14 protein-coding genes are annotated in these 11,577 nt (G+C 41.4%); 11 read left to right on the top strand and 3 right to left on the bottom strand.

Translation table 11 applies throughout. The features are described 5' to 3' along the window. Positions 1-23: 23 nt before the first annotated feature. Entirely contained in the window at positions 24-1,091 is a 1,068-nt protein-coding gene (locus tag GPM24_RS06810; protein ID WP_158825963.1) for an AI-2E family transporter, read from the bottom strand. A gap of 215 nt (positions 1,092-1,306) precedes the next feature. Between GPM24_RS06810 and GPM24_RS06805 the strand changes: the two genes are divergently transcribed. The 3 genes from GPM24_RS06805 to gldD are packed head-to-tail and all read left to right on the top strand — an operon-like array spanning position 1,307 to position 3,506. After that, a complete protein-coding gene (locus GPM24_RS06805; protein WP_158825962.1) occupies positions 1,307-2,068 on the top strand; it encodes a phosphosulfolactate synthase in 762 nt (253 codons plus the stop codon). A gap of 56 nt (positions 2,069-2,124) precedes the next feature. Further along, positions 2,125-2,928: a shikimate dehydrogenase family protein gene (locus tag GPM24_RS06800; RefSeq protein WP_158825961.1), complete on the top strand. Its 804-nt coding sequence runs from the start codon at positions 2,125-2,127 to the stop codon at positions 2,926-2,928. Next, positions 2,901-3,506, top strand: a complete 606-nt coding sequence (gene gldD / locus GPM24_RS06795; protein ID WP_158825960.1) for a gliding motility lipoprotein GldD — start codon at positions 2,901-2,903, stop codon at positions 3,504-3,506. Before GPM24_RS06800 ends, gldD begins: the two co-directional genes overlap by 28 nt. A 150-nt stretch (positions 3,507-3,656) precedes the next feature. Here gldD and GPM24_RS06790 read toward each other — a convergent pair whose 3' ends face one another. Further along, positions 3,657-4,223: a hypothetical protein gene (locus GPM24_RS06790; protein WP_158825959.1), complete on the bottom strand. Its 567-nt coding sequence runs from the start codon at positions 4,221-4,223 to the stop codon at positions 3,657-3,659. A gap of 14 nt (positions 4,224-4,237) precedes the next feature. Next, positions 4,238-5,440, bottom strand: a complete 1,203-nt coding sequence (locus tag GPM24_RS06785) for a helix-turn-helix domain-containing protein (RefSeq protein WP_158825958.1) — start codon at positions 5,438-5,440, stop codon at positions 4,238-4,240. Between the two features lie 323 nt (positions 5,441-5,763). Here GPM24_RS06785 and GPM24_RS06780 point away from each other — a divergent pair, with 323 nt between their 5' ends. From GPM24_RS06780 to GPM24_RS06745, 8 genes are all read left to right on the top strand, one after another. Then, positions 5,764-6,399: an MBL fold metallo-hydrolase gene (locus GPM24_RS06780; RefSeq protein WP_158825957.1), complete on the top strand. Its 636-nt coding sequence runs from the start codon at positions 5,764-5,766 to the stop codon at positions 6,397-6,399. 39 nt (positions 6,400-6,438) lie between these two features. Continuing rightward, on the top strand, positions 6,439-6,813 hold the full coding sequence (locus GPM24_RS06775) for a four helix bundle protein (protein ID WP_158825956.1): 375 nt from the start codon (positions 6,439-6,441) through the stop codon (positions 6,811-6,813). Positions 6,814-6,929: 116 nt separating this feature from the next. Beyond that, positions 6,930-8,108: an FtsX-like permease family protein gene (locus GPM24_RS06770; RefSeq protein ID WP_233268748.1), complete on the top strand. Its 1,179-nt coding sequence runs from the start codon at positions 6,930-6,932 to the stop codon at positions 8,106-8,108. 9 nt (positions 8,109-8,117) lie between these two features. Next, the gene (locus tag GPM24_RS06765; RefSeq protein WP_158825954.1) at positions 8,118-8,486 is read left to right on the top strand and encodes a hypothetical protein; all 369 of its coding nucleotides are present in this window, start codon (positions 8,118-8,120) and stop codon (positions 8,484-8,486) included. Positions 8,487-8,608: 122 nt separating this feature from the next. Further along, positions 8,609-8,980, top strand: a complete 372-nt coding sequence (gene rbfA, locus GPM24_RS06760; protein WP_199269691.1) for a 30S ribosome-binding factor RbfA — start codon at positions 8,609-8,611, stop codon at positions 8,978-8,980. A gap of 17 nt (positions 8,981-8,997) precedes the next feature. Further along, positions 8,998-9,699: a peptidoglycan DD-metalloendopeptidase family protein gene (locus GPM24_RS06755; protein WP_158825953.1), complete on the top strand. Its 702-nt coding sequence runs from the start codon at positions 8,998-9,000 to the stop codon at positions 9,697-9,699. A gap of 41 nt (positions 9,700-9,740) precedes the next feature. Beyond that, positions 9,741-10,415, top strand: a complete 675-nt coding sequence (locus GPM24_RS06750; protein ID WP_158825952.1) for an energy transducer TonB — start codon at positions 9,741-9,743, stop codon at positions 10,413-10,415. Positions 10,416-10,592: 177 nt separating this feature from the next. After that, the gene (locus tag GPM24_RS06745) at positions 10,593-11,567 is read left to right on the top strand and encodes an ATP-grasp domain-containing protein (protein WP_158825951.1); all 975 of its coding nucleotides are present in this window, start codon (positions 10,593-10,595) and stop codon (positions 11,565-11,567) included. Positions 11,568-11,577 lie beyond the last annotated feature (10 nt).

Below are 11,577 nucleotides of genomic sequence, written 5' to 3'. Positions count from 1 at the left end.
CGCTTTATAAGCGCTGGCTTTTTTTATGCTTTTTGATCAGTATCGGTATCGGGGTTATTGGGTTTGATGTACAATTCATCAACCAAAACCATAGTGATAGCCAGCATTGGCGTAGCCAGAATAATACCTAAAGCGCCCGATAGTGTTCCCATTAATACCTGTCCGATGATGAGCAGTGCCGGTGGCAGGTTAATCATGCGTCGCTGAATGGTTGGGGTAATCACATTACTTTCCAGCGTTTGTATTAATATATATAAGGCTGCTACAATAATTGCGGTTTGGGTACTTTCGGTTAAGCCCAATAATACGGCCGGCACCATGGCCATGATAGGGCCAAAGTTGGGTATAAAGTTAAGTATACCGGCAATTACCGCCAGTGCCAGTGCCATAGGTATGCCTATGATGGTAAGACCTGTAAAAGTTAAAATAGCAATGAGCACCATAGCCACCATCATTCCCTTTAGCCAGCCTTTTAAAACTACACTTAACCTGTCCATTACCTGCCGTGCTTTAGGCTGGCCGCTACGAGGTATAAGCTTTATCACGCCGTTTTTATAAACCGATGGCTGCAGGGTAAAAAATATACCCAAAAACAAAATGATATACATATCGCCCAGTACGCCAAAACTGGTTCTGAAAAAGCTTTGTGCAGTATTGGCTATTTTTTGCGAGTTATCACCTGATATATTATCCAGCATTTTTTGACCCAGCGGATAGTGCTTTACCTGTGCTTCCAACTTACTGACCAGTGCTGGAAAATCCTGACTCAGCGCACTTACCTGCTGCTGAATTTTGGTTCCCATAAACCAAAACAAGGTACCGATAATAGCAAATGTACCCAGCACCGAAATAAACATACAAACGCGCCTGCTTAAAGGTGTGCGCCGTTCAATAGCATCGGCCAGACCATGAAAGTATACGGCTATCAAACTGCCGGCCACCACCATCAGTAACACATTAAATGCTACTTTAATGATAAAGATAACAATAACCAGCAGTGCCACGCTTCCGGCAGCCATCCACACTTTTTGCAGATAAGTATAATGGTTATCGGATGATGGCTGGTTGGAAGAGTTTTCTATTAGAGGCATAAGCTAATTGTAAGTATTCAGTTACAAAGCGTATAAATAGCTCTATTGTTTGTGATAAATAAAACCTTACGGCATATCAAACCACTAAATTGTACCGTAACTATCTTTAAGCAAGTACTAAATTTAACATGGCACAGACATCCAAAAACATAAAATTTTGCAATCTTTGCAACATTAAAACTTTTGGTTATAGTCTATAACTAATTTGCGATACTATGAACTATTCTTTAAACAACATACCCGACCGCACCATAAAACCACGCACCAACGGCATGACAATGGTGATGGACAAGGGCTTAAGCTTGCGCCAGGTGGAAGATTTTTTAGAAGTAGCAGGCCCATATACAGATATTGTGAAACTAGGGTGGGCAACATCTTATGTTACGCCTAATCTTACAGATAAGTTAAACTTATACAAACAGGCAGGCATTCCAGTATATTTTGGCGGTACTTTGTTTGAAGCATTTATCATACGCAACCAGTTTGACGACTATTGCCGCATACTGGACAAATACCAGTTGCAACACGCCGAAGTATCTGATGGTTCTATCACTATTGAGCACGATATTAAATGCGAGTACATTCGTAAGTTAAGCCAGCAGGTAACGGTTATATCCGAAGTAGGCTCTAAAGACGTGCAAAAAATATTTGCCCCTTATAAGTGGATACAATTGATGTCGGCCGAGTTAGAAGCCGGTGCCTGGAAGGTAATCGCTGAAGCTCGCGAAAGCGGCAACGTGGGCATCTACCGCGATTCGGGCGAGGTACGCCAGGGTTTGGTTGATGAGATACTAACCCAAATTAAAGACGAAAACATTATTTGGGAAGCGCCGCAAAAAGCGCAGCAGGTGTGGTTCATCAAATTGCTGGGTAGCAATGTGAACCTAGGCAATATTGCCCCGGCTGATATTATCCCGCTGGAAACTTTACGACTGGGTTTGCGCAGCGATACTTTCGATCATTTCTTAAATCAATAATTACCCTTGCCTGTTACAAAGTAAAACAGCACCTTCGGGTAAATATTGATTATACCATGAAACAGTACGGACTGATTGGCTATCCGCTATCGCATTCTTTCTCTAAAAAATACTTTACTGAGAAGTATGAGCAGCTGGGGCTAACCGATCATGTTTATGATTTATTGGAGATTAAAAACCTGAGCGATTTTCCGGAGCTGCTTCGGGCCAACCCTAAGTTGTGCGGTTTAAATGTTACCATTCCGCATAAAATTGGTGTAATGTATTACCTGGATTGGGTGCACCCCGATGCCAAAGAGGCCGATGCCGTTAACTGCATACGCATTACATCCGAAAGCCCAATTGCTGCCGTGTTTGACGGCGAGGTTGGGATAAAAGACCACGAGTTTAGACTGGAAGGTTTCAACACCGATATTTACGGATTTGAAATGTCGCTTACGCCTTTGCTTAGCAAAGCCATTCATAAAAAAGCATTGATACTGGGCACCGGCGGTGCGGGCCGGGCTGTTAAGTTTGTACTGAAAAAACTGGGTATTGATTTTACCTATGTATCACGCGAGCCTGATAAACACCAGTTTCAGTATAAAGATTTGACGGCCGATATTATGGATGAGCACAAACTCATTATCAACACTACGCCGCTGGGCATGGCCCCCAATGTAGATAAGTGTCCGGACATACCGTATGAGCATATCACGGCCGACCATGTATTGTACGATTTAATTTACAATCCCGAAGAAACCCTGTTTCTGCAAAAAGGACGGGAGCAGGGCGCCGTTACCAAAAACGGTCACGAGATGCTGATTTTACAAGCCGAAAAATCATGGGAGATATGGAATTCGAGAGAAAAGCATCCGTAACAATACTTTCGGCGCTACTGCCCATTCTGCTGTTGCTATCCGCTTGCAACAGCACGCCCGACTATGCGCCTAAACCACGCGGCTATGCCCGCATTTATTTCCCGAAGCACGAGTATCAGCAATACAATACCGATTGTCCATACACGTTCAATTATCCTACCTATGCCGTGGTAGAACCCGATAAATCGCGCGAGGCTAAGCCTTGCTGGATTAACCTGCAACTGCCACAGTTTAACGGTACCCTGCATTTAAGTTACCAGCCCGTTACCTCCAAAAAAGTATTTAACGAACTGGTGGAAGATGCACACACGTTTGCCTTTAAGCATACGGTAAAAGCCACCTCGATAGATGAGGGTATCATCCGCTACCCCGACCGTAAGGTATACGGCATTTACTATACCATAGACGGCAATGCAGCCTCATCGGCCCAGTTTTTTTTGACCGACAGCACCCACCACTACCTACGCGGTGCCCTGTACTTTAATACCCAACCCAAACTGGATTCTATTCAGCCCGTACTGGACTTTGTGAAGAAAGATATTGCGGTGCTGATTAAGAGTTTTAAGTGGAAAGGGTGAGTGAGGGGTTGATTCTTCGCCGACTTGTCATCTCGAACGCTTGTGAAAAACCTTTGGAATTTATTTATAAAGCCACTTTCTAAATATTGCAACAATAATTAGCCCGATATTTTATCGAGCTAATTTAAGCAGTGCGAAATCATTTTTTGTTTAAGCTGGCTGATCTTCTGAAGAATTGGTAGTGCGTCCTTCTTTTCGATATCCTCTTTCCACATTAAGGTCGTAAAATGCCAAAAACAAATCCATTGGGGAAGCCCCTTGGGCAACCCATTTAACAACTATGTCATATGCTATTTTAAGAAAGTCAGGTATATATGCCTGCCTCTGGTCGCTACCCCGCCTGCCGTTTTTATCAACTTCTTTACCTCTATTTAAAAACAGTGACTTCTCAGCAAATATTTTTGAATTAAAATCCTTAATCACATCGTTCGACTTCTTGCGCTCAAGCGTCATTGGCTTCCTATTATCGATTCTTGGTAGATTGTTAATCATCATTTGTTGCATTGTATACCACAAACGGTGAGATACGTCAGGATTAGCTACTAAATTTGGAGCGTCATTTTCGTATGATGTTTCCAAATCTTCTTCGCCAAGATCTGCTTCAAAATTCAATAATTGCTGGTTAGCTACATTTTTTTTGACTTCTTCGGATAATCTTTTCATATCTGCCAAAATATCCTCTTGGGACTTAACTTCTTTGTTCTGATGGTCACTCATACTAATTAGGTTTATTATAAATTATAAGACTGCTTTTTTTCTTCAACTTCTTCGTTGATATTCTCCCGCTGCCAAGGAGTGTACTTTATTGCATTTATAGATTTTTCGCTTTTACCAAAAAAATGTTGGTATAGTCCGAATTCACTTTTTTTGTCAGGCTGTGCATATAAGTCTTCACAATAAGCAGCGTAAATAATGCCAGGATGCACCATGTTGTCTTTAGCGAAAGATGCAATAGTACTTTCACTTCTTATCATATGCTTGACATATTCTCTCTTATCTTTTGGCAATAGCATATCCCAACTAAATATTTCTGCATATTCTTCATTAAAAGGGAACATCGGACTTTGAGGATCGCCGGTTAAATGATATGAAGTTGACTTAATTAAGTCAAATTCATAGAGTACATGAAATAATTCATGCATTAGTGCTGCCCATAAATGTGGGTACGAATTACGGTAATCAGTCAGAACTATACATGGCTTATTATTTATACTGAATGTGCCACCTCTAACTTGAGTCTTGGTTAAATAACCTTGTACAATTACGGTTACTCCAATGTTATATAAAGCCTGTATTACATGCTGTAATCCCTTTTCTACATACCGAGTGTAGGGGTGAATCTTAGGTATTAGCGAAGCTAATATATCTTTCTGATATTCATTAGGATTATTAATTTTTTCAAAATGAAAAACAGCTGCTCTTATCCAAAACTCTCGCATCTTATCACTTGATAAGATTTTTGTCCTACTAAAAGCAACCGCACCTATATAACTGTTGTATTGAAAAATTGAATCGAGGTTGAAAAAAGTCGTAATACGCTTTTCTATAGCATCAAAATCAGTCGTTGATTTAATAAAGCCAATTTTGTGCAGGCCTTGCAAATCGAAATTGCGTAAGATATAGTTGGCGGTTCGTGCTCTATCTAAATCGCCAATAATCTCTGGTTTTAAGGAGGCGACATAAATTTGTAGCACTTGAGTAGTATCTAAACCTAAAAAATGACAAAGTTTGATTAAGGAGAACAAATCAACTTTTTGTGTTTCTCCATCTATAATACGAGGAAGTGTGTTTTTATCAATTCCGGTTAACTTAGCCAGCTGCAAATCAGAATTAATAGCCAACTCTTTTTTCTTTTGCTCAACTAATTCTCTAAATGATGTTGTTTCACCAGAATCGAGCATCTTATAAATCTCATTCAATAATATATCAGACATATTCCCCTTTTTTGAGTAATAGAACAATCAAATATACCTAATAAATTTAATTATTCCCCAAAAATGGGGAATAATTAAATAGCAGTTGGAGTGTTTAAATCGACTTTTACCAGAGGTAGTTATGAGATTTTATTGTAGACACAATTAGACAACATATAATTTTGACAAATCATTAAAACTAGAATTCCCTCGCTGTTTGTAGCCTTCCCAACTGCCTGCTTTTCTTAGTTGCCACACTAAGAACCCCTATGTTCACAGACTTCAAGTCTGCCATAAAATAATAACAAATTCCCAATTCCCAAACCAAAGCCCTACTTTTGGCTATGGCTAAAATACAGGCATTTACCAACAACCCTTACCAGGAAAACACCTACTTACTGTACGACGATAGCGGCGAATGCGCCATCATCGACCCCGGCATGTACACCGGTGCCGAGCAGGATGTGGTGGTTAACTTCATAAAAACCAACAACCTGAAACCTGTACTGCTGCTCAATACCCATTGCCATATTGACCATGTGTTGGGCAACAAATTCGTGTTCAACCAATACGGCCTTAAACCGCAGTTTCACGAAGGCGAACTGGTGGTATTGCAAGCCATGCCGGTATGGTCGCAGCAGTCGGGCATACGCTACGAGCTATCGCCCCTGCCTGATACTTATCTGCCCGAAACCGGAAGCATCAGCTTTGGCAATACTACACTGCAACTGATATTTGCCCCCGGCCATTCGCCAGCCCACCTATGCTTTTATGATGAAGCCGACCAACTACTGGTAGGCGGCGATGTACTATTTAGAGGCAGCATTGGCCGTACCGATTTACCGGGTGGTAACCATACACAGCTGTTAACTAATATTCAGGAGAAGTTATTTACTTTGCCGGAGAATGTGGTAGTCTATCCGGGCCATGGCCCGGAAACCACAATTGGGTATGAAAAACAAACAAATCCATTTTTTTAAGTTAGTTGTGTGTTGTCTGTTGTGTGTTGTCAGTAAATAATGCAGAACGAATATAAAAGGTTTACAGAACTAAATGTTTGGATAGAAGCCAGAAAGTTGGTAGCGGATATCTATGTGTTAACAAAACTCTATCCCAAAGAAGAACAGTTCGGCTTAGTTAACCAGATAAGGCGTTGCGCCGTTTCAATACCGTCTAACATTGCTGAAGGTTGCGGACGAAATCATAAAAAAGACAGTGTGCAACTTTTCTTCATTGCCAGAGGTTCTTTATATGAGTTAGAAACTCAAGTATATTTGAGCCATGATTTGAATTATATAACCGAAACTGCCTTTAAAGAACTTTTAACTAAGTTAGAAGTTGTAAGAAAGCTACTAAACGGATTTATCAGATACTACAACACAGAAACAACATAATTTAAAACGCTAATAACCGATTCAAGTACCTGACAACAGACACCCCACAACAGACAACTAAATAAGTGAACACCTCGATATACATAGCTAAACGATACCTTTTTTCGCGCAAGAAAATGCACGCGATAAATATCATATCAGGTATTTCGATGCTGGGTGTGTTGGTGGGTAGCGCGGCGCTGATTATTATATTGTCGGTTTTTAACGGGTTCGAAAAGGTGATACTATCCATGTATAACAACTTTACACCCGAACTAAAGATTGAACCGGCGCAAGGCAAAACGTTTGACCCTAACGTGGCGTACTTTAAACAGTTAAAGCACGATGTACGGGTATTTTCTTTTACCGAGGTATTGCAGGAAAAAGCCCTTATCCGCTATAATAACCGGCAATTCATCGGCACCGTGCGCGGTGTAAGCGACGATTTTTTGAAAAACAAACAACTGGATAGCACCATTCAGGTAGGCTCTTTTACATTGAAAGCCAATGGCAAGCAATATGCAGTAATAGGCGGCCTGGTGCAAAACAGTTTGGCCATTAATGTAAACGACCCGTTGGCCACTATGCAGGTATATTCGCCCCGGCGCAATTCGGCGGTCAATTCTATAAATCCGGCCGATGAATTTACGGTACAATTCATCAACCCATCAGGCATATTTGCGGTACAGCAAGATTTTGATGATATGGTGGTAACGCCTATTGAGTTTACCCGCCGTTTGCTGGATATCCCGGTGCAACTATCATCCGTTGAGCTTAATTTTAACAAAGGCACTAATGTAAATGCCATCAAAAAAGAAGCGGAAGATAAACTGGGTAAAGCCTTTGTAGTTAAAAACCGCTATCAGCAAAATACCGAACTGTATAAAACTTTAAACTACGAACGCTGGTTTACTTATTTGATACTGACCTTTGTACTGATTATAGCTATTTTCAACATCATCGGCTCGCTCACCATGCTGGTAATTGATAAGCGTAAGGATATTGCCGTACTAACCAGTTTGGGTGCGGGCAAACCGCTTATACAAGGCATCTTCTTTTTTGAAGGGATGATGATATCGGCTATTGGCTGTGTGGTTGGTATGATACTGGGACTGGGCTTTTGCATACTGCAACAACAATTTGGACTGGTAAAAATGGGCGGACAAATGATGGTGATTGACGCCTACCCGGTTGACATAAAAGCCACCGACTTTTTACTCGTTTTTTTTACCGTAACCATTATATCAGTTATTGCATCAGGCATCAGCGCACGCTTAAGTGTAAAAGGCTTAGATGAAATTAAACAGGATTTATAACTTTGCAACATGCAGTTAAGGCTGAGGATATATATATTGGGAGTGTTGGTGGCCGTATTTTGCTCATGTACCAACAAGTCGGACAAAGCCGGAAAGCCACAGGTTTTCAAAGGCTTATACAGTTTCGGACCCGAAATTAAATCGTTCAAAAACTGTGATGATACTCATGAGTATTGGGTAACCGACAGTTCGGCCCAGCTGGAATTGCAATACTCGCAAATGAATTTTGAAAAGCCTTATGAGCCGGTTTATGTAGAGGTAGAAGGCCATAAAGTACCATCCGGCACCGAGGGTATGGGGTCGGAGTTTGACAGTACCCTGGTAGTAAAAAAGGTACTTAAAATTACCAGAGAGATACCCGAGGATATGTGTAACTGATAATAGGTTTATACTATTATTCAGACTAAATCACTCCTGTTTCCCTTTATCATTCACCTATCATCTTAGCCTTTCTGCCTCACTATAAAATAACCTTTTACGTTTAACAACGTTACATTAACATGGAATCAAAACGTCAACAAAAATTTGCCGGTGTTATCCAGCAAGATCTGGCCGCTATATTTCAGCGCGAAGGCATGAGCTTTTTGCCTAATACACTGGTAACTATTACCAAAGTACGGGTAACGCCCGATTTAGCCATAGCCCGCGTTTTTTTAAGCTTTTTTAATAACACCAATACGCAGCAATCGCTGCAAACTGTAAAATCGCATGCTTCCGAAATTCGCTATAAATTGGGCGCCCGCATTAAAGACCAAGTACGTGTAATACCACAACTGGAGTTTTTTGTGGATGATACCAACGAGTACGTGGAACGTATGGACAAGATTTTTGACAAGATCAGCAAAGAAGATCGTCAGAAAGACGAAGAATAAGCCATTGCCCTGCTTACATGAATAAACATCAGCAACTGGCGGCCTATTTACAGCACCATCCCGAGGCAGTAGGCAAAGTGGTAGATTTTGATTGTACTACTGATTGCCTGTTGCCTTTTGATTTTACCGCAGCAAATACCAACCTAAGCGCAGATGACATTGCCGACACCGGCAAATTTAGCCAGTGGGTACAGCAACAGATAGCGCAAAGCGGTTGCCGTTACGGCATAGGCGGCTATATGGAACATCGTACCCTATATGCCCGCAGTGCATTGTTTGATACCGCCGGGCAGGAACCCCGCCGCTTACATTTAGGTGTAGATATTTGGGCTGCAGCAGGCACGCCTGTATATGCGCCATTGGCAGGAAGGGTACACAGCTTTGCCAATAACAACAACTTTGGCGATTACGGTCCAACCATCATACTGCAGCACAATCTGAACGGCTTGACATTATATAGCCTATATGGCCATTTAAATGCGGCTTGTCTGAACCGCCTACAGGTTGGTCGGCCCATACAAAAGAACCAGCAGATTGCTCTTTTTGGCGATGCTGCCGAGAACGGCAGCTGGCCTCCCCATCTGCATTTCCAATTAATGTTCGATATGAAAGGTAAAGCCGGCGATTATCCGGGCGTAGGCCGTTACTCCGAAAAAGACACCCTGCAACAAAATATTCCCGATCCGGAACTGATTTTACAATTCCACAAAACACTATAATGTAAATTAACTGTTAGCGTTTTATATACATGATTTATAAAATGTTAAAGTATTTATTTACCACAGCCTTAACGGCTTTTCTATATCTATCTCCGGCTCAGGCGCAGCCCATTTTTAAAGGCGGGCAAACTGCATTCAATAGTTTTATTGCCAGCCATTTAATGTACCCTGAATTTTCACGTCAAAATTGTATTTCTGCAGTGGTTCGTGTAGGTTTTCAGGTAGATAAAACCGGAACGGTATCTGATGTGCGTGTAGAGCAAGGTCCGGGTATTGATTTGGATGAGGAAGCCGTACGGGTAATTAAGCTTACCTCGGGTAAATGGACCTTACCCGAAAACATTAGCAGTACCCGCCTTATTTTACCCATACGCTTTACACCTGATGCAGCACGTTGTGCACGTGTCAATAACGGACAGCCTGTGGATATAGGCGCTGCCGTGTTAGCTTATCAAAACCGGCAAGAGTTGGAAAATGCCATTACCAATTACTACGCCAACAAATATAAAGGCACTGCCGATCCGGCCAAAGAGGGCGAAATTATTGCTCTTAAAAAGCAGTTAGGTATTGATGATGACGTTTTGAATGATTTATTGGACCAGGCCAATCAAAAATTTAAACAAGGTGATACCGAAGGTGCTTGTAAAGACTGGAACTTTATCCGTAATCTGGGCAGTACTATAGCGGATACTTACATAGCCAAGAACTGCAAATAAGCTGTAAGAAAAGAAATCTGCAATTTGTAAAAAAAGCAAACCGCATCTGCTTACTCTACTAAAAGAGTAGATATTTGTAACAGTTTCAATATAGAGGCGCTTTTTTTATGTAGGCACTTACATTTAATTTGTGCGTTTCAATAACTTAATTACTTTTGAATTTAATAACTGACTATTATGCAGCCATTTGCTATATTTCATGAACACCCGGATTGGTTTAAACCTTTGTTTGCCGAACTTGAAAAAAGAGGCATTCCTTATCAATCAATAGATCCTACTCAACACCAGTTTGCCATCGAAGAAAAAGCACCGCAGTTTGCGTTATTCTTTAACCGCATGAGCCCCTCGGCTTATTTGCGCGATGGCATTCAAGGTACTTTTTATACATTGAATTACCTTAAGCACCTGGAATTGCATGGCGTACGCGTAATTAACGGCTATCGTGCTTTCACTTACGAAACGTCTAAAGCACTGCAATTGATATTGCTGCAACAGCTGGGTATCAAATATCCAAAATCAAGAGTAGTAAATCATGTTTCACAAATTGAATCGGCTACCGAAGGCCTGCGTTTTCCAATCGTTGTAAAAGCCAATATTGGCGGCAGCGGCGCCGGTATCGAAAAGTTTAATTCGGTTGAAGAAGTTCGTGAAGCGATTAAAAATAACCAGATTGATTTTGGGGTAGACCATACTGCATTGGTGCAGGAGTTTATTCCGGCACGTGGCGGCTATATTACCCGTGTAGAAACTTTGGGCGGCAAATACCTATATGCTATCCGCGTATACACCACCGGTGAGAGCTTTAATTTATGCCCGGCCGATATCTGCCAGACTACTGCCGGTACCGAATTGGTTCGTAATGCTTGTGCTTTAGATGCTCCTAAAAACGGCTTAAAAGTAGAAAACTATACCCCGTCTGCCGAGGTAATCAAAAACATTGAAACCATTGTTCAGCAAAGCGGCATTGACGTAGGCGGCATTGAATATATCATTGACGACCGTGACGGCGAGATTTATTATTATGATGTAAATGCGCTATCCAACTTTGTAGCCGATGCTGTAAACGTAATTGGCTTCAACCCGCACGAGCGCTTGGTTGACTTTTTAGAGCAGGAAGCCGTTAAAAAAAGTGAGGATATAGCGGTAGTATAAATTGAGGGGG

Source organism: Mucilaginibacter lacusdianchii (genome assembly GCF_009770985.1).
Lineage (GTDB): Bacteria > Bacteroidota > Bacteroidia > Sphingobacteriales > Sphingobacteriaceae > Mucilaginibacter > Mucilaginibacter lacusdianchii.
Note: the sequence above shows the minus strand (reverse complement) of the source record. Positions and strands in the feature narration are given on the sequence as shown.

Bases quoted from the DNA above. Each gene is read 5' to 3' on its own strand.
- GPM24_RS06745 (WP_158825951.1), top strand. From the start codon at position 10,593: ATGCAGCCATTTGCTATATTTCATGAACACCCGGATTGGTTTAAACCT.
- GPM24_RS06765 (WP_158825954.1), top strand. From the start codon at position 8,118: ATGCAGTTAAGGCTGAGGATATATATATTGGGAGTGTTGGTGGCCGTA.
- GPM24_RS06790 (WP_158825959.1), bottom strand. From the start codon at position 4,223: ATGAGTGACCATCAGAACAAAGAAGTTAAGTCCCAAGAGGATATTTTG.
- GPM24_RS06810 (WP_158825963.1), bottom strand. From the start codon at position 1,091: ATGCCTCTAATAGAAAACTCTTCCAACCAGCCATCATCCGATAACCAT.
- GPM24_RS06785 (WP_158825958.1), bottom strand. From the start codon at position 5,440: ATGTCTGATATATTATTGAATGAGATTTATAAGATGCTCGATTCTGGT.
- GPM24_RS06775 (WP_158825956.1), top strand. From the start codon at position 6,439: ATGCAGAACGAATATAAAAGGTTTACAGAACTAAATGTTTGGATAGAA.
- GPM24_RS06805 (WP_158825962.1), top strand. From the start codon at position 1,307: ATGAACTATTCTTTAAACAACATACCCGACCGCACCATAAAACCACGC.
- gldD (WP_158825960.1), top strand. From the start codon at position 2,901: ATGGAATTCGAGAGAAAAGCATCCGTAACAATACTTTCGGCGCTACTG.
- GPM24_RS06750 (WP_158825952.1), top strand. From the start codon at position 9,741: ATGTTAAAGTATTTATTTACCACAGCCTTAACGGCTTTTCTATATCTA.
- GPM24_RS06800 (WP_158825961.1), top strand. From the start codon at position 2,125: ATGAAACAGTACGGACTGATTGGCTATCCGCTATCGCATTCTTTCTCT.
- GPM24_RS06770 (WP_233268748.1), top strand. From the start codon at position 6,930: ATGCACGCGATAAATATCATATCAGGTATTTCGATGCTGGGTGTGTTG.
- rbfA (WP_199269691.1), top strand. From the start codon at position 8,609: ATGGAATCAAAACGTCAACAAAAATTTGCCGGTGTTATCCAGCAAGAT.
- GPM24_RS06780 (WP_158825957.1), top strand. From the start codon at position 5,764: ATGGCTAAAATACAGGCATTTACCAACAACCCTTACCAGGAAAACACC.
- GPM24_RS06755 (WP_158825953.1), top strand. From the start codon at position 8,998: ATGAATAAACATCAGCAACTGGCGGCCTATTTACAGCACCATCCCGAG.